The sequence below is a fragment of the Citrobacter sp. Cpo221 genome, from assembly GCF_030332345.1.
Taxonomy (GTDB): Bacteria; Pseudomonadota; Gammaproteobacteria; order Enterobacterales; family Enterobacteriaceae; genus Citrobacter; species Citrobacter portucalensis.
In genome coordinates this window covers 44630-67582 of the sequence record NZ_JAOWIA010000063.1, presented here as the reverse complement: position 1 = coordinate 67582, position 22953 = coordinate 44630, and the positions used below count along the sequence as shown (strand labels likewise).

25 protein-coding genes, 1 tRNA gene and 1 riboswitch are annotated in these 22953 nt (G+C 54.2%); of the genes, 4 read left to right on the top strand and 22 right to left on the bottom strand.

Annotated features, from left to right (window positions below):
• Positions 1-86: 86 nt before the first annotated feature.
• The 4 genes from OGY72_RS23660 (at position 87) to OGY72_RS23645 (ending at position 3825) form a co-directional block, all read left to right on the top strand.
• Positions 87-162 (top strand) — tRNA-Asn (locus OGY72_RS23660).
• Between the two features lie 259 nt (positions 163-421).
• Positions 422-1459, top strand: coding sequence for an extracellular solute-binding protein (locus OGY72_RS23655; RefSeq protein ID WP_003834073.1), 1038 nt, complete (start codon positions 422-424; stop codon positions 1457-1459).
• Entirely contained in the window at positions 1443-3131 is a 1689-nt protein-coding gene (locus OGY72_RS23650; protein WP_286549912.1) for an ABC transporter permease, read from the top strand. Before OGY72_RS23655 ends, OGY72_RS23650 begins: the two co-directional genes overlap by 17 nt.
• Positions 3132-3141: 10 nt before the next feature.
• On the top strand, positions 3142-3825 hold the full coding sequence (locus tag OGY72_RS23645; protein WP_032669186.1) for an ABC transporter ATP-binding protein: 684 nt from the start codon (positions 3142-3144) through the stop codon (positions 3823-3825).
• 24 nt (positions 3826-3849) lie between these two features.
• Here OGY72_RS23645 and ldtA read toward each other — a convergent pair whose 3' ends face one another.
• The 22 genes from ldtA to pocR form a co-directional block, all read right to left on the bottom strand.
• Positions 3850-4779, bottom strand: coding sequence for a L,D-transpeptidase (ldtA, locus tag OGY72_RS23640; protein WP_148361815.1), 930 nt, complete (start codon positions 4777-4779; stop codon positions 3850-3852).
• 127 nt (positions 4780-4906) lie between these two features.
• Complete coding sequence (gene cobT, locus OGY72_RS23635; protein ID WP_286549908.1) at positions 4907-5971, bottom strand: nicotinate-nucleotide--dimethylbenzimidazole phosphoribosyltransferase; 1065 nt, start codon at positions 5969-5971, stop codon at positions 4907-4909.
• 24 nt (positions 5972-5995) lie between these two features.
• Positions 5996-6739: an adenosylcobinamide-GDP ribazoletransferase gene (gene cobS, locus OGY72_RS23630; protein WP_003834082.1), complete on the bottom strand. Its 744-nt coding sequence runs from the start codon at positions 6737-6739 to the stop codon at positions 5996-5998.
• The gene (gene cobU / locus OGY72_RS23625; protein WP_003834083.1) at positions 6736-7281 is read right to left on the bottom strand and encodes a bifunctional adenosylcobinamide kinase/adenosylcobinamide-phosphate guanylyltransferase; all 546 of its coding nucleotides are present in this window, start codon (positions 7279-7281) and stop codon (positions 6736-6738) included. The genes cobS and cobU overlap by 4 nt, the downstream gene beginning before the upstream one ends.
• A complete protein-coding gene (locus OGY72_RS23620; protein ID WP_003834085.1) occupies positions 7278-8798 on the bottom strand; it encodes a cobyric acid synthase in 1521 nt (506 codons plus the stop codon). Before OGY72_RS23620 ends, cobU begins: the two co-directional genes overlap by 4 nt.
• On the bottom strand, positions 8795-9610 hold the full coding sequence (locus tag OGY72_RS23615; RefSeq protein ID WP_048224333.1) for an energy-coupling factor ABC transporter ATP-binding protein: 816 nt from the start codon (positions 9608-9610) through the stop codon (positions 8795-8797). Before OGY72_RS23615 ends, OGY72_RS23620 begins: the two co-directional genes overlap by 4 nt.
• Positions 9611-9618: 8 nt before the next feature.
• Positions 9619-10296: an energy-coupling factor ABC transporter transmembrane protein gene (locus OGY72_RS23610; RefSeq protein WP_003834087.1), complete on the bottom strand. Its 678-nt coding sequence runs from the start codon at positions 10294-10296 to the stop codon at positions 9619-9621.
• Complete coding sequence (locus tag OGY72_RS23605; RefSeq protein WP_003030289.1) at positions 10283-10564, bottom strand: energy-coupling factor ABC transporter substrate-binding protein; 282 nt, start codon at positions 10562-10564, stop codon at positions 10283-10285. Before OGY72_RS23605 ends, OGY72_RS23610 begins: the two co-directional genes overlap by 14 nt.
• Positions 10565-10566: 2 nt before the next feature.
• Positions 10567-11304 (bottom strand): cobalt ECF transporter S component CbiM, encoded by a 738-nt coding sequence (cbiM, locus tag OGY72_RS23600; protein WP_003834098.1) that lies wholly within the window; start codon positions 11302-11304, stop codon positions 10567-10569.
• Positions 11301-12014, bottom strand: a complete 714-nt coding sequence (locus OGY72_RS23595; protein WP_063940443.1) for a cobalt-factor II C(20)-methyltransferase — start codon at positions 12012-12014, stop codon at positions 11301-11303. The genes cbiM and OGY72_RS23595 overlap by 4 nt, the downstream gene beginning before the upstream one ends.
• The gene (cbiK, locus tag OGY72_RS23590; RefSeq protein ID WP_003834103.1) at positions 12011-12805 is read right to left on the bottom strand and encodes a sirohydrochlorin cobaltochelatase; all 795 of its coding nucleotides are present in this window, start codon (positions 12803-12805) and stop codon (positions 12011-12013) included. Before cbiK ends, OGY72_RS23595 begins: the two co-directional genes overlap by 4 nt.
• A 10-nt stretch (positions 12806-12815) precedes the next feature.
• On the bottom strand, positions 12816-13601 hold the full coding sequence (locus OGY72_RS23585) for a cobalt-precorrin-6A reductase (protein ID WP_123267447.1): 786 nt from the start codon (positions 13599-13601) through the stop codon (positions 12816-12818).
• A complete protein-coding gene (locus tag OGY72_RS23580; RefSeq protein ID WP_003030278.1) occupies positions 13598-14323 on the bottom strand; it encodes a precorrin-3B C(17)-methyltransferase in 726 nt (241 codons plus the stop codon). Before OGY72_RS23580 ends, OGY72_RS23585 begins: the two co-directional genes overlap by 4 nt.
• Positions 14323-15378, bottom strand: coding sequence for a cobalt-precorrin 5A hydrolase (cbiG, locus tag OGY72_RS23575; RefSeq protein ID WP_003834107.1), 1056 nt, complete (start codon positions 15376-15378; stop codon positions 14323-14325). Before cbiG ends, OGY72_RS23580 begins: the two co-directional genes overlap by 1 nt.
• Entirely contained in the window at positions 15359-16132 is a 774-nt protein-coding gene (locus tag OGY72_RS23570) for a cobalt-precorrin-4 methyltransferase (protein WP_003030275.1), read from the bottom strand. Before OGY72_RS23570 ends, cbiG begins: the two co-directional genes overlap by 20 nt.
• Positions 16125-16694 carry a decarboxylating cobalt-precorrin-6B (C(15))-methyltransferase gene (locus tag OGY72_RS23565; protein ID WP_003834109.1) on the bottom strand — a complete coding sequence of 190 codons (570 nt, stop codon included), beginning with the start codon at positions 16692-16694 and terminating at the stop codon, positions 16125-16127. Before OGY72_RS23565 ends, OGY72_RS23570 begins: the two co-directional genes overlap by 8 nt.
• Positions 16684-17289 carry a cobalt-precorrin-7 (C(5))-methyltransferase gene (locus OGY72_RS23560; protein ID WP_003834111.1) on the bottom strand — a complete coding sequence of 202 codons (606 nt, stop codon included), beginning with the start codon at positions 17287-17289 and terminating at the stop codon, positions 16684-16686. The genes OGY72_RS23565 and OGY72_RS23560 overlap by 11 nt, the downstream gene beginning before the upstream one ends.
• On the bottom strand, positions 17283-18419 hold the full coding sequence (gene cbiD / locus OGY72_RS23555) for a cobalt-precorrin-5B (C(1))-methyltransferase CbiD (RefSeq protein WP_003834113.1): 1137 nt from the start codon (positions 18417-18419) through the stop codon (positions 17283-17285). Before cbiD ends, OGY72_RS23560 begins: the two co-directional genes overlap by 7 nt.
• Complete coding sequence (locus OGY72_RS23550) at positions 18416-19048, bottom strand: cobalt-precorrin-8 methylmutase (protein ID WP_003834115.1); 633 nt, start codon at positions 19046-19048, stop codon at positions 18416-18418. The genes cbiD and OGY72_RS23550 overlap by 4 nt, the downstream gene beginning before the upstream one ends.
• A 10-nt stretch (positions 19049-19058) precedes the next feature.
• On the bottom strand, positions 19059-20018 hold the full coding sequence (cbiB, locus tag OGY72_RS23545) for an adenosylcobinamide-phosphate synthase CbiB (RefSeq protein ID WP_003834117.1): 960 nt from the start codon (positions 20016-20018) through the stop codon (positions 19059-19061).
• Entirely contained in the window at positions 20015-21394 is a 1380-nt protein-coding gene (locus OGY72_RS23540) for a cobyrinic acid a,c-diamide synthase CobB (protein ID WP_164562632.1), read from the bottom strand. Before OGY72_RS23540 ends, cbiB begins: the two co-directional genes overlap by 4 nt.
• 88 nt (positions 21395-21482) lie before the next feature.
• A riboswitch (cobalamin riboswitch) is annotated at positions 21483-21657 on the bottom strand.
• Positions 21658-21989: 332 nt separating this feature from the next.
• Positions 21990-22901, bottom strand: coding sequence for a transcriptional regulator PocR (gene pocR, locus OGY72_RS23535; RefSeq protein ID WP_003834122.1), 912 nt, complete (start codon positions 22899-22901; stop codon positions 21990-21992).
• Positions 22902-22953: the final 52 nt, after the last annotated feature.

Genomic DNA, 22953 nt, shown 5'->3' with positions numbered 1-22953 from the left:
GATTAATTAACCAATTGAAATGACGTGCTAATTTTACTGTTGACACCTCATGGTGAGGTCAGTAATATGCGCCTCGTTCACACGATTCCTCTGTAGTTCAGTCGGTAGAACGGCGGACTGTTAATCCGTATGTCACTGGTTCGAGTCCAGTCAGAGGAGCCATATTTAAGAAGCCTGCTTAGGAAACTAAGCAGGCTTTTTGCTTTTCCGTTCGCTATAAAAACACTCTAATAAGCCCCCTGCCTGCTCTGCACCGCTGTTACATGCCACATCACAACGTTGATTAAAGTTATGTAAATGTAAATCGTTTAAACTTTGCAATTATTGTAAGTGCTAGTGATTATCATTTATTGTACGCGAGCCAAAGGAACGAGCCCCCGCTCGGTTCACTGTACGTTCCAATTACTCTGGGATATAAACGATGAATTCTCTGCCTCGCGCCGGACTGCGCCGTATCACACTTGCCTCTGCCCTGGTCTTCTCTGTTAGCCTACCGGCTTTCGCTCAGGAAACGTTAACGCTCTATACCACCCGTGAACCGGGTCTGATCCAGCCTTTGCTTGATAGCTGGACCAAAACCAGCGGCATCAAAGTCAGTACGGTCTATATCAAGGACGGTATGCTTGAGCGCGTTAAAGCTGAAGGTAAAAATTCACCTGCCGACCTGCTGATGACCGTCGATGCCGGTAATCTCATTGATTTAGTGGAAGCGGGTGTAACTCAGCCAGTAGAGTCAGAAGCACTGAAAACCGCTATTCCGGCTAATCTGCGCGGCGCAGATAATCAGTGGTTTGCGCTGTCGATGCGTGCCCGCGTGCTGTATGCCGAGAAGTCACTGCCAATCGATAACTGGCATTACGAGCAACTCGCCAGCCCTGAGTACAAAGGTAAAGTCTGTATTCGTTCCGGACAGCATCCTTATAACACGGCGCTGATCGCCGCAATGATCGCTCACCACGGCGAAGCAAAGACCGAAGAATGGCTGCGCGGTGTGAAAGCTAACCTAGCGCGTAAAGCTACCGGTGGCGACCGCGATGTTGCTCGCGATATCCTCGGCGGCATTTGCGATATTGGTCTCGCCAACTCCTATTACGTCGGCCATATGAAAAACGCCAAAGAAGGCAGTGATGCACGTCAGTGGGGCGATGCGATTAAAGTCGTTAAACCCACCTTTGAAAATGGCGGTACACACGTCAACATCAGTGGCGCAGCTGTAGCCCGCTATGCGCCAAATAAAGCCGATGCCGTTAAGCTGATGGAATATCTGGTTTCCGCACCTGCCCAGCAGCAGTATGCGAAAGCGAACTTCGAATACCCGGTACTGAAAGGCGTGACGCTTGATCCGGTTATCAGTGCAACTATTGGTGAAATCGACGTCGATAAAACGCCGTTAACCGAAATCGTTAAATATCGTAAACAAGCTAGTCTGCTGGTAGATAAAGTTGGATTCGATCAATAAACCTCTGCAGTTTCCGACGTTACGCGGCCTGGTTTCCGGGCCGCAGTCATTATTAACGCCGCTACATCTTGGCGCACTGTGCGTAGCGCTTGGCGTTCTGACACCGATCATTGCGCTAATTTGGCAGGCTACCCAGGCCGATTTATCTCACTGGGATAATCTCCTGACGTATGTACTGCCTGCCGCACTAAAAAATACCGTGCTGTTATTAGCCGGTGTCGCGGTGATGGTCGGCGTGATTGGCGTAGGCAGCGCATGGGCGGTAACGGCATGGAATTTTCCTGGACGTAAAATTCTTAGCTGGGCGTTACTGTTGCCGCTGGCAATGCCAACCTACATTGTGGCCTTTGCGTGGCTCGATCTGCTGCATCCGATTGGCCCCCTGCAAACCTTTATCCGTTTTTTACTGGGCTTTGACAGCCCAAGACAGTTCCGGCTGCCAGATTTACGCTCACTTTCCGGCGCAATCATCCTGCTCGGATTAGTGCTTTACCCATACGTGTATCTGACAACCCGCGCTATGTTTATCAGCCAGCCCGCCCATTTACTGGAAGCCGCACGCACGCTGGGATGCAGCGCAACCGGAACCTTTTTTCGTGTTGCTTTGCCCATGGCCCGTCCGGCACTGGCCGTTGGGATCAGCCTGGCACTGCTGGAAACGCTCAACGATATTGGCGCATCGGAGTTTCTCGGGGTACAGACGTTAACCGTTACCGTGTACACCACATGGATCTCACGTTCTGATTTATCTGCTGCGGCGCAAATTGCCTGCATGATGCTGATGTTTATATTCCTGATTCTGACACTGGAATTTTATGGTCGCAGAAAACAAGGATTCAGCAGCCGCAGCCTGCGGGAAATTCAACCTTCGCGCGTGCAGGGCTGGCGCGGTTGGCTGCTCGGTGGCGTTATTTCACTGCCGGTTGTACTGGGTTTTCTGGCACCGGTACTGTTTTTAATGTGGGAAAGCGCCAAACGCATAGGCGATGAGAACCCCCTTTCCTCTTCGTTACTGTCAGCATTGCAAAATACGCTATCGCTGGCAGCGGGAACCACGCTGGTGGTGGTTTGTGTCAGTATGCTGGTGGCCTGGAGCGCCCGCCATAGCGCCGCAGACAACGCCATGCCGGGATTTCGTCGCGGCGTGATGCGTCTGGCCTCTTTAGGCTATGCGGTTCCCGGCACAATTCTGGCGATTGGTTTTTTACCCCCCGCCATGGCTGTCGACCGCTGGCTGGCCGATTTACTGGATGTTCGCGGCCTGCCGCTGATGTCCGCAGGGATCCTGCTGGTAATTTGTTGTGCCATGCGATTCCAGGCGATTGCCATTGGCGCGCTGGATTCTGGTCTGGGCCGCATTCCACCTTCGCTGGAACAGGCGTCTCGTCTGTTGGGCGAGAATGGTGCGGGGACGTTTGCACGAGTCCATTTTCCCCTGCTGCGCCCGGCATTAGTCAGCAGTGCCCTGCTGGTTTTTGCTGATGCCATGAAAGAGCTGCCAACAACGTTGCTTTTGCGCCCGGTCAATTTTGAAACGCTGGCAACGTTACTGTATGCGGAAGCCGCACGTGGAACCTATGAAGAAGGTGCTATCGCCGCGCTAATGATTGTTTTAGCTGGCACGCTACCGGTTATTTTGTTGGTGCGTCACCAAATGACTCGCCGTGGTTAAGAGAGCAACAATGTCAGAAATTGCATTACGACTCCAGGATGTACACGTTGCTTATGGCAACAGCCAGCAATCGGTACTGAGCGGATTTTCAATGTCGGTACGTAAAGGTGAAATTGCCTGTCTGCTGGGTGCTTCAGGCTGCGGAAAAACCACGGTACTACGCGCAGTTGCCGGATTTGAACGCCTGCAAAACGGAGAGATCTATGTGTCACAGCGACGTGTTGCCGGTCCCGGCGTTCATCTGCCACCGGAAAAACGTCATGTCGGCATGGTCTTCCAGGAGTATGCGTTATTCCCCCATCTGACCGCGCAGCAAAATGTGGCCTTTGGATTGCGTCGCATGCCGCGTGAGGAACAACAGGCCAGAGTGACTGAGCTGTTGAAAATGGTGGAGTTACACAGCCATGCCAACCGCTATCCGCATGAGCTTTCCGGCGGGCAACAACAGCGTATCGCCCTTGCGCGCGCGTTGGCGCCACATCCGGAAATCCTGTTGCTGGATGAACCCTTCTCCAGCCTGGATAAGCGCACACGTGAGCGTCTTGGCAACGAGGTACGGGATATTTTGCGCGCCGCCGGGCAAACGGCGCTGTTGGTTACCCACAGTGAACACGAAGCCCAACTAATGGCTGACCATATTGGCGTGGTAAAAATGGGGCAGTATCAAATTAAAAAAGCGACCCATCCGACCTGAAGGTCAACAAAGTCGCCCTGAAAATTAAAAATGCTTCTGTACCAGGTTGATGTTCACCGGCATACCGGAACGTCTTTCCAACGCCTGGCTCCCGCGGCTCACATCCACGTCATTCCCGCTGATAAAGGTGCGCAAAGCGGGAGTAACTGGTAAAGGCACCTTTCTGTCAGACTCGTATTCCGAACGGTTTCGTGACAGCGGCTCATGTACTTCCACCCAGCGACTACCGTCCGGCTCTTCGCTGTATTTCACCGGTCGGTCAATTAATTGTACACGCGTCCCTACAGGCACCGTATCAAACAGGTACTTGATGTCATCATTCCGCAAACGGATGCACCCCTGACTTACCCGCAAACCAATACCGAAATTGGCATTTGTCCCGTGAATGGCATAAAGCCTGCCAATATAAATTGCATACAGGCCCATCGGATTTTCTGGCCCGGCAGGAACAAAAGCCGGCAAGCTTTCACCGCGCGCAGCGTATTCACGTCGGGTATTTGGCGTCGGCGTCCAGCTTGGTGCTTCCTGCTTACGTTCGACCGCCGTCACCCAGTTACGCGGCGTTTCTCTACCCGCCTGACCAATGCCAATGGGTAAAACCTCAACCGTATTGCTGCCAGCAGGATAATAGTAAAGCCGCATCTCGGCGACGTTGATGACAATCCCTTCGCGCACGGTATCCGGAAGTATCAGTTGCTGCGGCACAACCAGCGTTGAACCCGATTTAGGCAGAAAAACATCGACGCCCGGATTAGCTTCAAGCATATTGCTCAACCCCTGCCCGTACTGAGCGGCAAATGCCTCCAGCGGCTTGGTGTTTCCTGGTGGAACCGTAATAGTCAAAGGACTACCCACCAGGCGACTCCCCTCTGGCGGCAGCGGATAACTCACCGCCAGTGCGCCATGACTCGCAAGCAGCATAATGAGTGAACAAAGCAGTTTTACACGACGCATCTTTTTCCTTTCCTTCGTCGCAACAGATATCCGTTAAGTATAGCTTTTATTATCTGTTTTAGTGGGTTACGACATATCTGCGCATAAAAAAACCTCGCCATCAGGCGAGGTTCAGGTTGAGCGGTAACTACGCTTCCTTACCATCTGGAAGCACAATATTGCTGGCGGCTAACTGCCCCATATTTTTGTACATTGCGCAGGCAGCTTCAATAATCGGCATCGCCAGCGCGGCCCCGCTACCTTCACCTAAACGCATCCCCATATTCAGATAAGGATCTAATTCAAGATGCGCCAGCGCGGTGCGGGCACCTTTCTCAGCGGAGAAGTGTGACGGGATTAGGTAGGGTTTAATCTGCGGTGCAATCTGGCTGGCCGCCAGAGCAGCAGAATACGAAAGAAAACCATCCAGCACGACCGGCAGGCCACAGGAGGCCGCACCAAGCATCACCCCCGCCATACCGACAAGATCAAACCCGCCAACCTTAGCCAGCACATCGACACCGTCAAGGCGATCCGGTTGATTGACGGCAATTGCCCGGCGCACAACGTCTACCTTATTCCCCACCCGAGAAAGAGGAAGGTTAGCGCCAATACCCACAACTTCCTCAGCATCACTGCCGGTCAGCACACTGACAATGGCCGCCGCAGGTGTGGTATTTGCCATACCAAGCTCACCGACACCAAACAGCGTTACGCCGTCTTTTGCCAGTTCATGGGTATAGCGGATGACTTCCAGCAACAGCTCTTCTGCCTGCGAACGGCTCATTGCCGGACCTTCGGCTATATTGCCGCAGCCGCGTGCCACACGCATATTCACCACACCGGGAATAGGTTCAGCATCAATCCCAACATCTATCACATGGACCTTCGCCCCCGCCTGAGCGGCCAGGACGCAGACGCCGGTCGTTCCACGCGTCATATTGGCAGCCTGAATAGCCGTGACAACTTTAGGCGAAACGGCAACCCCTTCATCCCACACACCGTGATCGGCGCACATCACCAGCATCGCTTTGCCATTCACATGCGGCACACCCTTCAGGCCTGGCATCCCGGCCAATTGTACGGCGAGAGATTCGAGTCGCCCCAAACTTCCCGGCGGCTTAAGCAAGCCGTCGATATGCCGCTGTGCACGCAGCATCGCGGCACTGTCGGGTGATGGGATCGTGCGGAGTAAAGAGGTTAAAGTCTGCATAAGGGTTCCAGTATGTGGGCTGACTCAGAGCAGAGCCAGCAAGAAAATCAACTCGCCAAGTTCAATGGCAGCGCCCAGCGTATCGCCGGTTTGCCCACCCAACGTGCGTTTTAATAACTGCCCAAGAATAAAAATCGCCACTATTGTGACAACTAGCGCTGCCACGCCGCGCATGCCGGGAAGTAGCACGGCGGCAAGGATCGCCGCTAATCCCAACGTAACGCAGGTTTGACGCCCGGTGACTTTGCCAATAAAAACGTTGCCCAGCCCTTCTTCGCGGGCATAGCGATGCCGATACATCAGCAACACCGCCGTTCCTCGCCCGGCGACACATGCAGCTGCCAGCGCGGCCAGCATCGGCGTGCCACGCAAAGCCAGTTCACTCACCACCAGCACCTTCGCCAGTAAAACGAAAATTAACGCCAGTCCACCGTGGGTGCCCAGACGACTGTCGCGCATGATTTCCAGCATCCGCTCACGTCGGCGCGCCGAAAAAATGCCGTCACAGGTATCCGCCAGACCATCCAGATGAAATCCCCCGGTCAGCAACGCCAGCGTCAGCACCGCAAAAAGGGCCGCCAACGGAATACCGCACCAGGGCTGGAGCGCCATAAAGACCAGCCCCGTCAGCCCTCCCAACACGACGCCAATCAGGGGAAACATCACAATACCGCGGGAATAATGCTCGAAATCCAGTCCTTGCGACCAGCGAGCAGGAACGGGCAAGCGACTGATAAAAGAGAGCATTGCCCAGAACAACTTACTCATTTAATTTTGACTCCAATTCCTGATACCACCAGCCAGACCTCATCCGCTGCCGCCGCCAGTCGCTGGTTCACGCGTCCTGCAATATCACGAAAATGCCGCGCCAGACGGTTCTCCGGCACAATCCCCATTCCCACTTCGTTTGTGACCAACACGATCTTTGCCGGGCAGCGCTGACAGGCTGCGATCAGCGAACGGATTTCACCTTCGATAGACTGCTCCATCGCCGCGTAATCCCAGCTGTCCGGATCGCTTTCACCGCCCAGCGCAAACAGCAAGTTGGTCACCATCGTGGTGATGCATTCCAGCAGAATAGCTTCCTGAGGATCGTTCATGTCCGTGATCAGTTCATCAAGATGTTGCCAACGTTCGGCTGTCCGCCAGTGCGCAGGACGTCCATCGCGATGATGCTGAATTCGCGCAGCCATCTCCTCATCAAAAATCTGCGAAGTCGCAATATACAAAACGTTTGGGGAATCAGCGATCAGCGCTTCCGCATGCCGACTCTTACCGCTTCGCGCGCCGCCAGTAACCAGAATCATCATACTGGCTCCCGGTGTTGCTGCATGATGGTATAAATTTTCTCAATATCGATGTGTTGCCGCATCGCATCCGCCAGCAGATCAAACTGCTGCGATTTATATTGCGCGTAATGGAAGGTGGAATCCAGCGGAGCTAACCCTTTACGTTCTCGCAGGCCATTGATCAACGCCCGGGTGAAATCATCGCTGTCGAAAAGACCGTGAAGATAGGTGCCGAACGCCAGGCCATCCGGAGTGACCGCGCCGTCAGCAACGTTGCCGCCGTCTTTGTGCAACGTCATCACCGACCGGCATTCATCGGTTAATGCTGTTTCGCCCATATGAATTTCATAACCGCGAACGGATAACCCCGCCGTGCCCGCCAACCAGTCAGGCAGCGATGAGGACATTTTTCCCTCAACCAGGGTCGTGGTTTTGTGCTGGGCAAAATGGGTGACTGTATTGAGCAAGCCCAGCCCCGGCAGCGTACCGAGCCCCGACTCTACTTCATCAATGATGGTGTCACCGAGCATTTGATAGCCGCCGCAAATCCCCACCACCGGTACGTTATTACGATGTAATTGCACGACGCCATGTGCCATCCCGCTTTCACGCAGCCACACCAGATCGCCAAGGGTATTTTTACTACCCGGCAAAATCACCAGATCGGCCCCCGCCAACTCTTCAGGCTGACGAACATAGCGCACGCGCACATCCGGCTGCGCAGCAAGCGCATTGAAATCAGTAAAGTTAGATATGTGCGGAATTTGAACAACGGCGATGTCGATGTCGCGTTTGTCAGTGCGCAAATACTTGCCCTTTTGCAGCGCAACGCCATCTTCATCTTCCAGATCAACATCCAGCCATGGCATCACGCCCAGAACCGGAACACCGGTCAGCGCTTCAATTTGCTCGATACCGGAGTGCAGCAGCGTCACATCACCGCGAAACTTATTGATGATCACCCCTTTTACCCGCGCGCGTTCGTGATCGTGCAACAGCGCCAGCGTGCCGTAAATGGAAGCAAACACTCCGCCACGATCGATATCCGCCACCAAAACGACAGGGCACTGAGCCATCTCTGCCATACCCATATTGACGATATCGCGATCGCGCAGATTAATCTCTGCCGGGCTCCCCGCACCTTCCAGCACCAGCACATCAAACTCCTGCGCCAGGCTGTTATAAACTGACAGGATCTGTTCCCGCAGACGTGGCTTGTACTCGTGGTAACTCACCGCGTCCATATCGGTCGCCACTTTGCCCATCAGCACCACCTGCGCTTTTCGATCGCTGGTCGGTTTAAGCAGCACCGGGTTCATACGCACATCTGGCGTAATACCTGCGGCTTCAGCCTGAAAAATTTGCGCGCGGCCCATTTCTTTTCCCTCTGGCGTAATGCCAGAGTTCAGCGCCATGTTCTGCGATTTGAACGGCGCGGTATGCAGTCCATCCTGATAAAAAATACGACACAGCCCGGCGACCAATACGCTTTTACCCACATCAGATGCCGTTCCCTGCAACATTATTGCCTGCGTCATGACGCCTCCTTCAGTGCGTTCTCTCGCATACAGCTAAAAAATTCAGCCTCTGTTTTACACAGCGGGAAGCCCAGCTCGGTATGCAGCTTCACCAGCCAGGGCTGAGTTAATCCCGCTTGTTCAATAAGATCCGTACGGGCGAAAACGTCGCCTGGCGCGCCGTGCGTGAGCACTTCGCCCCGGCGTAAAACGTACACCGCATCGCTGACTTCATAGATAAGATCGATATCATGGCTGGAAATTACGACGTGATTTCCTTGCGCTACGATGCGTTTGATAATCTCAATCATCTGCGTGCGGCCTGATGGGTCAAGGCCAGCAGTAGGTTCATCCAGCAGCAAATACTGCGCCTGCAACACCAACGCCCCGGCAATCGCTACGCGCTTTTTTTGCCCATGGCTTAAACACTGAATGGGCTGATGGCGAAAGTGCTGGGCGTCGACCAGCGTAAGCGCATCTTCCACGCGGCGAGCGATTTCAGCCTCATCCACCCCAAGATTGCGCAGGCTAAAGGCGATATCGCTGTCGATATCGGTATAAAAGATTTGCTGATCGGGGTCCTGAAATACCGTTGCCACCTGTTGACGCAGCGCCAGCAGGCCGCGCTTGCTGTAATCCAGCGGTTTGCCCTGCCACATCACCGCCCCTTGCTGTGGGCGCAATAAGCCACTCAGGTTCATAAACAGCGTGGATTTCCCGCAACCATTAGCGCCTACCAGCCCGGTGACGGCATGCGTAGAAAAATCCAGCGTTAGCCCTTTGAGGATCGGGTCATCCTGATAGCGAAACCAAAGCGCTGAGGTGGCAAGCATACTTTTCCTTACAGGTGAAAATCACCCTGATACAGTTTGATATCCAGTGTGGTGGTCATTTGCTGGTAGCGGATCAACACGCGGGTAAACAGCAATCCCACCAGCATTGCCAGAGAGCGGTAGCCCAACGGCAAGCTACGATAACCAAAACGCAGCGTTTGTGCGCGATGAATAGCCAGCGCCTCGTCTAACAGGATAAAAATAAACCGCCAGGTCAGCAGGATCTGCTCAGTTAGCAGGCGAGGAACATGCGCGCGTTTGAGTAAGATAATTAATTGCGGAAACGGCAGATTCAGCACCAGCCAGAAAGTTGCCGCCAGCGCGGCAAGGCTGCGCCAGAAGGTTTCATTGGCGGTTACCAGACCTGGTGCGCTGATCCCCAACCAGTAACTTCCCACAGGTATGCTGGCCAACAGCGTCTGTGGATCGCGGCTGATGCTAAACAAAATGGTCACCACGCCAACCGTGAGAAAACCAAACGGTAATGCCATCCAACGGCACCAGCGCCAGAAGGAAATACGCAGCAGCCAGCAGCTCAGCGCGGCAATAAGTAAAAGCTCAATACCCTGCCCCAATGGGGGCAGAGTAAACGCCAGAATCATCATCACCAGCCAGAGCAGAAATTTCCGCACCGGCGAGACATGAACCCAACGGCTTTGATAGCTAAGCCTGTCAAGCCCGGTCATCACGGCGTTGCCTACCCTTGGTGTAACCCAGGATATAGAAAATCACAGCTGCGCCCAGCGATCCCTGGAGTGTAAACAGCAGACTTTCAATTTCACCGCTTGCGGGTTCATACAACGGCTGGAACCAGGGCTCATAATGCGGGGCAATAGCCTGAATCTGGCTTTCCGCCTCACCATCTGAACCGCCGTACTCCCCACCGTGGTTGATAAAGAACGGCAGGATCACCAGCGCCACTACCATGCCCAATATAATCAGCGTCTTTTTCATCGTTAATGCCCTTGTGCGGTTATCAACTGGCGTTTGGTTAGCTGATCGTAAATCAGCACGGTAAGTAACCCTTCCGCAATCGCAATTGGGATCTGCGTCAGGCAGAAAATCCCCATGAACTTAATGATTGAGCCGGTAGCACCAGCAGAGGGATCCGGGAACGCAACGCCCAGCTGTACCGAGGTCACAAAATAGGTGACGAGATCCGCCAGCATCGCACACAGGAAGACGCAGACATCACGACGCAGCCCTGCGCGGCAGGCCATTTTCCACACCATGTAACCCACTACCGGGCCAATTACCGCCATCGACATGCCGTTCGCGCCGAGCGTCGTTAAACCACCGTGTGCCAGCAGCAGAGCCTGGAACAGCAGGACAATCGCCCCAAGGATGGCAACCACGCCCGGTCCAAACAGGATAACCGCCAGGCCTACACCGGTAGGATGTGAGCAGCTTCCTGTAACGGAAGGAATTTTCAGCGCCGACAGCACAAAAATAAAAGCGCCACACAGGGCCAGCAAAACCTTCTGGTGGTTATCCTCCTGCACAATTTGGCGCAGACGTACCAGCCCGTACCACAGGCAGGGTAAAAACAGCAGCCACCAGGCCAGCGCCCACATCGGCGGCAAGAAACCTTCCATAATGTGCATGGCGAACGCTTGTTCAGGAACAATCATCAGTAATAGCGCCGCAGCCAACCCGCTGAAAGACAGCTGTTTTAGCTGTTGTTCAAGCTTCATTGTGCATACTCCCACTGTTTATTGACCAGAATGGTCGAGAAATAAGGCAGCGGCTGATCGTCGCTCACCTCATCGAGATGACGCCAGCACTGTTCACCTGGCAGCGTGGCTTCAGACATCATTAATGCACAGTCCAACAAACCCTCTTGTTGTAGCAGCGCTTTAATACGCGCAAAACGACCGTACACTTTCATCAACACCAGACTGTCATGCTGTTTTAACGCTTGCTGGATTTCCGCTTCCGGTGCGGTACAGGAGACCACCGCCAGTGACTGCTGCTCCATAGCGAGCGGCGTTTTGGAACGCGCGGCAATCGCGGCGAAAGACGTGACGCCAGGAACGATTTCCAGCCAGTCAGGACAACCAATACGCTGAAGTAAAAAGACCCAGGTGCTGAACAGCATCGCATCGCCGAGAGTGATAAACCCCACCTGCTTACCGGCCTCGACTTCCTGAACCAGCGCGGCAGCAACTTCATCCCAGACGGCCTCTTTTTCAACGCTATCGGCACTCATAGGAAAATGACAGCAGCGGACTTCGGTCTGTTCACCGATATACTCACGTACAATCGACAATGCCAGACTGTCACCGCCTTTACGCCCGGCAGGCGCATAGAGAATATCCAGCGCGCCCAGCGTGCGTGCGGCACGCACGGTAATCAAGTCGGAAGCACCTGGCCCGGTGCTCAGTGCATACAGTTTTCCGCTCATGCTGCTTCCTCCAGCGCCACATTAAGCGCCTGCTGTAAATGTGCCACGAACATTGCGCGAACCGCCGGGTTCTCACCCAGACCACTAAGCCACGGCGTAGCCGGTATCCCTGCTGCATTGAACAACGTTTTCCAGGAATCATCTTCGTCGGAGGCCATATCGTTGATGGCATGGTCGCCAGCGACTAACATCAGCGGCATCAGATGCACCGCCGTCACCCCTTCCTGAGATAAACTTTCAATCAACACATCCACTTCCGGATAGCTTTCCACCGCCCCAACCCGCGCGGGAAAGCGCTGCGCCGTCATCATGTGGTCAAGACAGGCATAGGCGGCAAAAGCATGGTGGCTGGCGCCGTGTCCCATAAACACCACTTTTTCACTTTCGCCAAGCGCCGGCATCTGCTGTTGCAGCGCCAGCATCAACTGGGTGTAATCTTCATGGCTGCTGAGCAGCGGTACACCCAGCGTCAGGCGTGAAAACAGCGGACGCATACTTTGCACTTCGCGGACAATTTTTTCGTATTCGTCGCCATTGATAATGTGCAGTGACTGAATAGCCACATCCTGATACCCCTGCTCCGCCAGTTTTTGCAGCGCCTGCAGCGGCGTGTCGATTTCAATGCCGTCGCGCTGCTTGAGCTTGCGGATAATCATCCCGGAGGTAAACGCCCGGAACAGGTCGCGGTCGGGGCAACTGGCTGCGAGATCGCGCTCACAGGCCACAATATTTTTCTCGCAGGTGTCGTGATAGCTGGTGCCAAAGCTGACCACCAGAAGCGCCTTTTTCATCTCTAACTCCTTAAGCAGCGGCCAGCCAGCGCGTTAAACGCGCCCCAAAGGCGGCCTGACTTTCCAGTAACTCTTCTCCCGTCACCAACGGTGCCGGACGTGTAATCACGATGCAGGGGATACCGGCATCCAGACAGGGTTGAACCTTTTCCTGATAACCACCTTCAGCGCCTGAAGCCTTAGTGATCACCACATCAGCCTGACACTGGCGATAAAACGCGGCGTTGAACTCGGCGCTGAACGGTCCGCACAGTGCGAAGATTTCACCGACACCAAATCCCAGATCCGCGCATTGCTGAATGACCTCAGGAACAGGCAGAACGCGCGCCAGCAGCGTTTTTTCAGGCAACCCTTCGCGCCAGATGGCCAGATCTTTACTGCCGGTCGTCAGCAGCACGCGATCGCCAAAGCGTCGCGCCACCTCACAGGCTTGCGGAATACTTTGTACGGTATACAGGTGCGGGTGAGTTAATCCGCTCAACTGCTCAGGGCGCTGGTAGCGGCTCAGCAGTACGCCCGCCGCTTCGCAGGCGCTCATGATGTTGCGGCTCACTACCTCGGCGTACGGATGCGAGGCATCGATCACCCAGCGCGTCCGGTTTTCCTGTAGCCAGGCAATCATTTGTTCACGTTCCAGACGCCCGCATCGCACCTGGCCTTTGATGTCTCCCGCCAGCTGTTTCCCCGTTGGGGTGGCAACTGACAGGGTGTAGGCCACGTTTGCCGCATCCAGTTGCTGGCACAGCATGCGCGCATCGCTGGTGCCGCCCATGACCAGCACATCACCGTAATTCACAGCACATAACCTCGTGGCGTGATCATCAGGCCGTCCTGAACATAGGTTGTTTTGTTACCCACGATCACAAGGCTGGTCATATCAACTGGTTCGAAATCCATTTCACCGAGCGTGGTTAACCATTTTTCCTGCTTTTTACGTCCGGCAGACTTCACAATACCAACCGGCGTTTGTGCGCTTTTACTGGCGGAAAGCAATTCAAATGCGCGCGCCAGATGGCCTTCGCGACCCCGGCTGCGCGGGTTGTAGAAACAGATAACAAAGTCTGCCTCACCGGCGGCAACGATACGTTTTTCGATAACCGGCCACGGCGTTAACAGATCGCTTAAGCTGATGTGGCAGAAGTCGTGCATCAGCGGCGCGCCCAGCAAAGAGGCCGCGGCAATACTGGCGGTCATGCCAGGTATTAGCCTGACCTCAACATCCAGCTTTTGCTTGCTGACCAGTTCGAGCACCAGCCCGGCCATACCGTAAATCCCCGCGTCACCGCTACTGATCAGCGCCACGTTATGACCCGCCTGTGCCAGTTCGATCGCCGCCTGGCAGCGTTCAATCTCTTTGCACATTCCGGTTTTGATCACCTGCTTGTCACCCGTGAACGCTTTTACCAGATGGGTGTAGGTTTTATAGCCAACGATGATTTCCGCTGCCTGCAGTGCTTCAACGGCTTCCATGGTCATCATTGCCTGCGAGCCAGGGCCAATTCCAATTACGCTTAACATCAGTGTGAAACTCCCAAAGTGATGGTGACGCCCTGTTCTCGCAGGGTCTCGCCTAACAGTTTTCCGTGGCTCAACAGCCAGGCTGCAGGACCGGAAACGCTTCCTGTACCTACCGTTTTGCGAACAAACGATGAGGCCGGAAAACGGTGCTCATGCTCACGCAGCGCGTCAGCGGTAAAGGTTTCGAAAGGAACGCGACAGCACGAAGCCAGTTGGATAAGTCCCTGTTCATCTTTTTTCAGCGTGATGCTGCCAATCGCTTTTAGCGCCAACGGATCGAGCTGTTGAGCTTCAAGTTGCCGGGCAAGCAGCGCAGCCAGCAGAGGGAACGGCGTATCACGGCGACAGCCAATTCCGGCCACAACCCGCTGCGGCACCAGTTTCCAGTGCGGAACAGGCAGGTCAGGTAAATTGGTGCGTAAGGTGATGCACACCAACGCATCCAGTTCGGGGAGCTGGTTAAGATCGGTAACCGTAATAAATCCGCGCCGGTCGCAATGGCTGACATCCTGCGTCAGTTCGTCATCCCACCACAGACCAACCCGTTTATTGCTGACCAGCATCTGATTCACGATCTTCACCGCCGAACGGAAATCACTCATCCGGGCATTCAGTTGAAATGCCAGCGTATCCAGTGCCGCCATATCGTTCACATCCGTCGCGGTAGTGATAACCGGGTCAGCGCCCAACATGCCCGCCAGATAACGCGCCAACGCATTGGCACCGCCCGCGTGGCCGGAGAGCAGGCTGATGACATGCTGGGCACGTTCATCAATGACCACCACTGCCGGATCGCAGAATTTGTCATTGACCAGCGGGGCCAGTACGCGCACCGCAATGCCGGTCGCACCGATAAAAATCAGCGCCGAGTAATTCGTAAACGCTTCGCGGGCGGTATTCGCAAAACCGTTTTCAAAGGGAATAAACCCCTCCTCCAGCAGCTTTTCACTGGTAAAACAGGTAACCGGCAGCATGGCTGCCAGACGTTTCGCCAGCACAACGCCACCAGGAGTCAGGCAAAAAAGCGCAATTGACTCAGGCTTTACGGTATTCATGGCTAAAGTCCGCCGCGTAGAGTTTGGAGTAGTGATACTCCGAGCCCAGGAAATTACCGACCAGAATAAGGGCCGTTTTACGGATGCCCGCATCGCGAACCTTGTCGCCAATATCCGCCAGGGTCCCGCGCACAGTCTGGCTTTCCGGCCAGGTCGCTTTATAGATCACCGCCACGGGCGTGGTCGCCGGATAGCCGCCTTCAATCAGACGCTCAGCCACCCGATGAATGCGCTGGACGGAAAGATAAATCGCCATAGATGTCTGGTGACTGGCAAAAGACTCCAACTGTTCACGTTCCGGTACCGGGGTGCGGCCTTCCAGGCGCGTAATGATCAGACTCTGTGAAACTTCAGGTACGGTGTACTCCACACCCAGCTCCGCCGCCGCGCCGAGGAACGCGCTGACGCCAGGCACCACCTGCCAGTCAATCCCGCGTTTGGTCAGCTCCTCACCCTGCTCGCGTACGGAACCGTACAACGAGACATCGCCGGTTTGCAGGCGCACAACGGTCTTGCCCGCTTTCACTCCAGCTTCCATCAGATCAAGGATCTGCTCCAGATGCAGTTCAGCGCTGTCGTGACATTCAGCACCGGCAGGGCAATACTCCAGCAGTTCAGTGTTAATCAGCGATCCGGCGTAGATAACAACCTGCGCCTGCTGCAGCAACCGGTAACCTTTGAGGGTAATCAGCTCGCGATCGCCAGGACCTGCGCCAACAAACCACACGCTACGGGGATCAAAAATCTCAGACATGGTTTCCTTCCTTCTGACAGGCGATAACAAATACGGGGTTATTCGGTTTGAAATAGTGACCACTGCCAAGCGTGGCAAGCGAGGAAACCTGTAACTGCAGGCAATCCACTCCCTGTACGCCAAGATGGTCCAGATGTGCCAGCGCGGTGTTGAGGTTTTCCTGGAGGATAAACGTCATCACCAAACGCCCTGCGGGATGCAATTGGCGCATCGACCAGTCAATCAGTTCGGTCAAATGGCCGCCGCTGCCGCCCATGAAGATGGCATCGGCTTTTTCCGTGATGGTCATGGGTGCAACACCGGGAAAAATATCGATATTTGCGCAGGCAAAATGCTGGCGGTTTTCATCCAGCAACCTAAGCGCCGCCGGGTTACGTTCGATGGCCGTTACACGTAATCCGGGATATTGCAACGCGGCTTCTATCGACACGCTGCCGGTTCCGGCGCCAATATCAATCAGGTGACTGGCGCGGTGTAATTCAAGTTTTGAGAGGGCAAGTGCGCGTACCGCTTCTTTAGTCATCGGCACTTTCTCTCCACGCAGAAACAGCTCATCTTTCATCAAGGATCACCACTGCATTCATGTCATAGTCAGCGTTAACTTCACGCACAGGCAGGAAATGGATCTGTTCGTTTTCCATCGCCAGGTTTTCGCCAATCACCATCCAGCGATGCCCCTTGCCTCGGGCAATGAGCTGCTGTGCGATTTCACGCGGGCCACACAGCGCATCAGTCACCATCGCCACCTTGTTATGCCGCGCCAGCTCGTCGAAACAGACGCTGCGGCCATGGCTACTGGTCAGCCACATATCGTTCATATCAATACCGGACTGCGCGCACAGGTACTGCACCGCGCTAATACCGGGAATTATCCGCACATTCTCAATGCCAAAATGCGCCACCATGCGCGTCCCGATGCCGTAAAACAGCGGGTCGCCAGACGCCAGTACCACAACATGCTTCTCCTGGTGCGCACTAATCCAGCTCAGGAGTTCCGGGATATTGGCGCCAAGAGCAAACTGTTCACCGGCAAAATCCGGGAATTGCTGCAAATGCCGCTTTCCACCGACCAGAACATCCGCCGTCGCGACCGCTTCACGCGCCGCAGGCGTCATCAAATGCAAACCGGCTGGCCCCATCCCTACAACGGTTAACATTGCATCTCCTCAGCAATCTCTGCGACCGGGCGATTACTGCCAAGCACCTGATTATCAAAAGAAAACATGATAGCGTCGCAGGTCGGGGGATTTTTGGTAAAGCGCAGCGTTTGCAGGACACGCATACAGATGCGCTTAGCCAGGTGGTTATAAATGTGCTGAAAACCGTATGCGTCGATGTGTTCCATCGCCGCCTCGGTGGTATCGCAGTCGCTGACCAGCGTCAGCAGTTCCAGCGGTGCGCCAAGTAGCGCGAGGTGGGCCACCAGCGTTTCCATGCGGGCATCGGCAATATGGCTATGAGTGTGGAAGATCCCCGCCGCGATTTTGACGAGCTTACCGGGGTGCCCCACCAGCACGATTTGCCGGAACCCCAGACGTACGGCTTCTTCAATCATGTAACCGACAAAGTTGCTCATGGTGACCACAACCTGGGTGTCGATACCCATCTGCTCGCGAACAAAACGCTCGCCGTGGTTTCCAGGCACCAGTACGACACGCTCCAGCCCCGCCGCCCGCTTAATTTCCAGCTCCAGCGACAGTGAACGCTTCCAGCTCTCTTCCGACATCGGCGTGACAATACCCGTGGTGCCAATAATCGAAATGCCGCCCAAAATGCCAAGGCGCGAGTTGTAGGTTTTTTGCGCCCGTTCTTCGCCTTCTGGCGCGAAGATTTCAATCTGCGCCCCACGATTTGGGCCAATCGCTTCGCGGACGGCAGATTCAATGGTCTGGCGAGGTGTACGGTTAATCGCCGAACTGCCCACCGGCAGGCCAATCCCTTTGCGGGTTACCGTACCGACCCCTTCACCGCCCTGTAAGGCAATCACGCCACTATCGTCTAACGTCACGCGGGCAAAAATCAGCATGCCGTGGGTGGCGTCCACATCATCTCCACCGTCTTTGCGGATGGCCGCTATTGCCTGCTGCCCTTCGATATGCGGTGACTCCACGCTCAGGCACAGCGTCACCCCGGAAGGCGTCACGATGGAAACCTGATGGATGAGGTGTTGACGCAATACCATCAACGCGGCAACTTTTGCCGCAGCCGTGGCGCACGATCCCGTGGTATATCCTTTACGCAGCGCTTTACCGTTGTGCCACACCGGCGTATCGAAGGCCTCGCTCATCGCGCCCCCTGCATGTGATAAAGCATGGCGTTGACGATAGCGGCGGCGACATTGCTTCCCCCTTTGCGGCCTAACGCTGCAATGGCGGGCAAATTGCTTTGGGTCAGGGCATCTTTCGACTCTTCAGCACCAACAAACCCGACCGGTACACCCACCACACCGCTGACGGCAACATCATGCTCAAGCAGGCGGAACAGCGCAGTCGGCGCGTTGCCAAAGACAAACAGCTTTTCCCCCTCTTCCTTCACCGCAATGTCAACGGCCGCCATGGACCGGGTAATACCCTGCTCTTTTGCCGTACGCACAACCCGCGGGTCGCTGATGTAGCAGCGGCATTCACCGCCGAATTTTGCCAGCAGCGTTTTATTGATCCCGGAAAGCGCCATCGTGGTGTCGGTATAAATCACGCTCGAACGGCTAAGCGCAGCACAAAACTGCTCCAGCACATCACGGGAAAACCACAGAATGTCCAGCCAGTCAAAATCTGCCGTCGTGTGAATAACACGCTTGATAATGGCTTCATGTAACGGACTGGCAAACTGATAGTCCGGACGCGTTTCACGGATGATCTCGCCAATAATGTCGAAACTTTTGGCTTCAATCGCCTGGGGTTGCTGGATATATTGCATTATGTTGTCCTCAGGCTACACCGACCCACAGCCACCGCAGCGCAATAAACAGCGCCAGTGCCAGCGTCGATGCCACCCACATCAGTCGAATCGTATGGGAAATGTCGTCTACCGAAATGTCGCGTTGTGCATCACCGATCCACGGCTTCTCAACACGCTCGCCAAAGTAGTCATTAGGACCACCCAGACGAATGCCTAATGCCCCGGCTACGGATGCCTCTGACCACGCACAGTTTGGGCTGCTGTGGTTGTAGCGATCGCGCCAGCCAATCTGTAAAGCTCGCGAGCCGTCTTTACGGCATAAAAATGCCGCCACGCCCAGCAGCAGCCAGCTCAGTCTTGCAGGAATAAAGTTCGCGACATCGTCCAGACGCGCGCTGACCATACCAATAGCGCGGTATTTTTCATGTTTGTAGCCCACCATGGAGTCAAGGGTGTTTACCGCTTTGTAGGCCATCGCGAGGGGCGCACCGCCGAGGAGGAGAAAGAACAACGGCGCGATAATGCCGTCTACGGTGTTTTCAGCCACGGTTTCCACCACCGCGCGATTGATCTGCTGCGGTTGCAGTTGTGAGGTATCACGCCCCACAATCCATGACAATTTTTCCCGACTCTGAGCAAGGTCACCGGCCCGCAGCGGACGTTCGACATCCTGCGCGGCCTTTGCCAGGCAGCGCCCGGCCAGCACGGTAAAGATCATCCATACCTCTACCACCCAACCCAACCAGGGATGAACAGATTCTGCCAGTGCCAGCACGCCCCAGGACACAGCCCAGGTCAGACCAACCACCACAATCCACATCACCGCACCGCCAATGCGCAGCGCACGGTCGCTATGACAGTAACGCCGAACAATTCGCTGCACGGCAGAAATCAGATTGCCAATCCAGCGCACCGGATGCGGCCAGTTCTGCGGATCGCCGATGATAAAATCAAGCAGCCAGGCAACACACCACGCAAGGATCGTCATAGCGCACTCCTCGCGGCTGCCAGCCAATGGTTAAGCATCTGCGGACGTTGAGCAAAATGAACGTGTAGATAGCTGGCGAAGGTGTTTCCGACCTGCCAGCCGCCGGACCAGGCTTGCAGCGTTTTACCATCGCGCACTTTGCGACAGTTCATCACCGCTGGCGTTTCAGGAGTAAAATCGGAGTAGTGGAATTCATGTCCGCGCAGCACTTCACCTTCTGCAGCTAACAATGTTTGCTGCGCGGCCTGCGCTTCGCAGTAGCCAAATCGGGTCAGACGTTTCCCCATTTTGCTGTGGCCGGGAATGATATCCGCCATCAGCCAGGTATCGCCGTTGCTGTCCTCAAGCGAACTGCCGAGATACATCAGCCCCCCGCACTCTGCATAAATCGCGACGCCACGTTGATGTGCCTCTCGCAGTTGATTCAGCATCGAGACATTGCGAGCCAGCGCCGCAGCGTGTAGCTCAGGATATCCGCCACCTAACCAGATCATCTGACAGTCCGGCAAACAGGTGTCGTGCAACGGGCTAAAACGAACAATATTTAGCCCCGTACGTTCCAGCAGCGTAATGTTATCCGGGTAGTAGAAGTTGAAGGCTTCGTCATCGGCAATTGCAACCGTTAGCCCTGCTCCGGCGTCTGCGGCGGGCAGCGTTGGCCATTCGCCAGCAGGAAGATTGGTTGACTGGCTTAATGTCAGCAGCGCGTCAATATCAAGGGTTTGCTCCAGTGTCGCGGCAAAAGCCTGCCACGGTTGCTGATTGATAACCGACTCACGTGCGGTTACTAAACCCAGATGACGTTCGGGAAGGGCAACGCCCTCCATACGGGGTACGTAGCCCAAGACGGGTACATCGCAGTAACGTTCGATTGCGACTTTCAGTAACTGGTAATGCGTTTCGCTGTTAACCCGATTAACAATAACCCCGGCGATGTTCAGGGTGGGATCAAAATGCTGAAACCCCATTACCGTTGCGGCGATTGAAGTGGAAACGGCTTTACCATCAACCAGTAAGATGACCGGACAGCCTAACTGTTTAGCCATCGCGGCGGTGCTGCAGTAGTTTGGGTCGGTACCATAGCCGTCATACAGCCCCATCACACCTTCAATAACGGCAATATCCGCATGTTGCATCTGCTCGTTGAATAGAGCGTTCAGCGTGGGGACGGGAAGCATGAAGCTATCAAGATTACGGGAAGCGGTACCGCATACCGCTGTATGCCAGCCGGTATCAAGGTAATCAGGACCCACTTTGCATGGCTGGACGCGCAAACCGCGTTTTTTCAACAAGCTCAACAAGCCCAGCGTCACCGTGGTTTTACCACAGCCGCTTCCGGTACCTGCAAGAACAAATGCGTGAAAATTGGCCGCCATACCCTGATCCTGTTCAGGGTGGTAGGGGTGTAGAGATACCCAGTCTCTCGACTGTATGCATCTGAACCACCCACTTCCCACCGAAGTTGTTGGTAGTCACTGACAGGCAGGTCTTCTGGCTTAGCGTCATCCTCACCCGTCCTTCCCAATCTTGCGATCAGTGGTCCATACGGGGTCGTCAGCATCACAGCAGCGGGGGCTGCGGGGGATTCTCACCCCTTTCCCTACCACAAATGTGGCAAACCTGTCAGTTCAAGAGCCTGGTTAATTAAGCTCTCTGTTATGAGGTAATTTCACAACCTCATGACAATAATTCAATTTAATATCTTTCCGAGTTCATTCAGCCAATTTTCTGGCCTTAACCCACTTATTCATACGTTCACTTTTTGAATGAAAGTATCAGCTAAGAATAAAGAAAGTCATTCGCGCAGACACTGTATCTCATCACAAAAATAAAAACTGGTGCAGTTTATCCCTCTAATACCATTATTTTGTTGCGCTATGACAATTTATTGACTGCTGTTGTCACATTTCATTTTATAATGACTGACATAGCACCCGATATCAAAAATCGGCAATAGCAAAATATTGCTATTTAAGCGGATTCACCGCGTGAAATGACATTTATTTGCTGGCGAAATGCCTGCGGCGTAACCTGATAGGTCTGGCGGAAAACTTTGCAAAAATAACTTGTTTGCGAAAAGCCTAAATTACGCGCAATGCTGGCTATGCTCCAGTCACTGTGACAAAGCAGCTCTTTGGCACTGGCCATTCTTTGCTGGTTTACCCATGCGTTAAAACCAATACCCTGATATTTTTTGAACAATTTGCTGAAATAGTACGGGCTAAGGAAAACATGAGAGGCAACATCTTCCAGACGCAGATCGTCTGATAAATGTGCATCAATATAGCGCAGGGCTTTTTTCATTTTACTGTCATGAGGGTTGGTACTACGGTTAGCGCGTACCGGCTCTGACTGCTGCGGGTTATCTTTGATAACAACAAAATTAAGTTGTTTCTTAAGGCAATTTTCGACGATGAGCTTGAGTAAATCCGCTGAAGCAATGACTCGAGAATAGTCCATTTCAGGTACATTACGGAACTCGTTTACCAGTTCGGGATCGGCTTGCCAGCGGTCATCGACGTTCAGAATATCAACGAGGCCTACATCGTTACTTAAGCGTACTTGTCCACAAAGCACGAACCCTACCAGGTGTCCCGCGATGACCAGCGGAATTGAGAAATCGGTAAGCCCGGCATGGCAGCGATAAATGCAGGGTTGATCGGATTTAGAGGCTTCCAACCCTCCACAGCGGTCGCTCATACGACAACGCGTACTATGCTGAGGATGCTGGCGCATCAACTGGCAAAAAGGAGTGAAATTAAAAAGCTCAGAAATTTCATCACCGTGAATATTGACAACCACAACAGCCAGACTGGTGGCCTGTGCAAAATCCTGTGCGATTTTATTAATGAGTTCTGAGTTCAGGGCACTCGCAGAAATCATGATAAAACCTCTCAGTTAATTTATTGTTATAAATAAAACATATTATTCACAC